The following is a 1,088-nucleotide window of genomic DNA, read 5'->3' on the forward strand; positions in this document are numbered from 1 at the left end:
CTCGTGGTCGAAGCCCGCGAAGACGCTGATGTGCTCGGCGCTGTCCTCGGCGGCGATCAGGGCCCGCATCCCCGCGTACACGGAGATCAGGTTGTCGAGCCGCGGAGAGGCGAACAGCTCGCGCTCGGCGCCGAGTCGCGCCGGGGCCTGGCTGTCCACCGTGAAGACGTCGGTGCCCGCGATGTCCGTCGCGGCGATCCCCGCGCGCTCCGCGAGGAGCCCCAGCACGTCGGCGCCGTCGCCGAAGAGGCCGAGCACGGGCTGGGTGTGCTGCTGCGGGTCGAGCGTGAGCCCCTGGTTTGCCTCGCGGTCCAGGTGGATCGCGAGCTGCGGGATCCGGGCGATGGGGCCGGTGCGGACGAGGTGCTCCGCGCCGTCGCGGGTGACGAGCCGCCCGGCGAGCTCGAGGTCCCGGTCCAGCCAGGAGTTGAGCAGCGGACCGCCGTAGACCTCGACGCCGGCCTGGAACCAGCCCTCGGCGTTCCGGGTGGGCTTGGGCTTGAGCTTGAACCCGGGGGAATCGGTGTGCCCGCCGAGGATGCGCACCGGGGTCGTGGGGGCGACGCCGCCCGCGTGCCGCCAGGCGATGACCGCGCCGTCACGAACCACCACGGCGCGCACGGGATCGGCGCCGCCGCCCCAGGCGGCGGTCTCGTCGCGGCGCTCGAAGCCCGCCTCGGCCAGACGGCGGGCCACCTCGGCGGCCGCGTGATACGAACTCGGCGAGGCCGTCACGAAGGCGGCGAAGTCGTCGGCGAAGGAGTCGGTGGTCCAGGGAGCGGTCAACATGCTTCCATCCAAGCAGGTTCGTCGCCGCTTCGCGCCCTAGCCGCGGAGTGCGGCGAGCCGAGTGAGGACGGCTGCGGCGCTCTCGGGGTCCGGGATGCGGTGGGTGGCGCGGGTCTCCCCCGGGCCGATCTTGATGCCGACGTCGCCGGGGCCGAGCGCCCGGAAGCCGTCCTCGTCCGTGACGTCGTCGCCGAGGAAGAGCACCGCCTCGGCCGCAACGGCAGTGCGAATCCGACTCAGGGCCTCGCCCTTGTCGCTCGGACGGAGCGCGAATTCGAGCACGCGCTTGCCGTGCTTCT

At 73.4% G+C, this 1,088-nt stretch carries 1 protein-coding gene and 1 pseudogene; both read right to left on the bottom strand.

Features of this window, described 5'->3' with window-relative positions:
* Positions 1 to 789, bottom strand: a pseudogene (locus OOT08_RS07555) (M18 family aminopeptidase); the annotation flags it as partial.
* Between the two features lie 36 nt (positions 790 to 825).
* Positions 826 to 1,088, bottom strand: a 263-nt coding sequence (locus OOT08_RS07560) for a trehalose-phosphatase (RefSeq protein WP_442916192.1), incomplete at its 5' end; no start/stop codon positions are given.

Origin of the sequence: Leucobacter sp. M11, assembly GCF_035726885.1 — a bacterium.
GTDB lineage: Bacteria > Actinomycetota > Actinomycetes > Actinomycetales > Microbacteriaceae > JAPFRB01.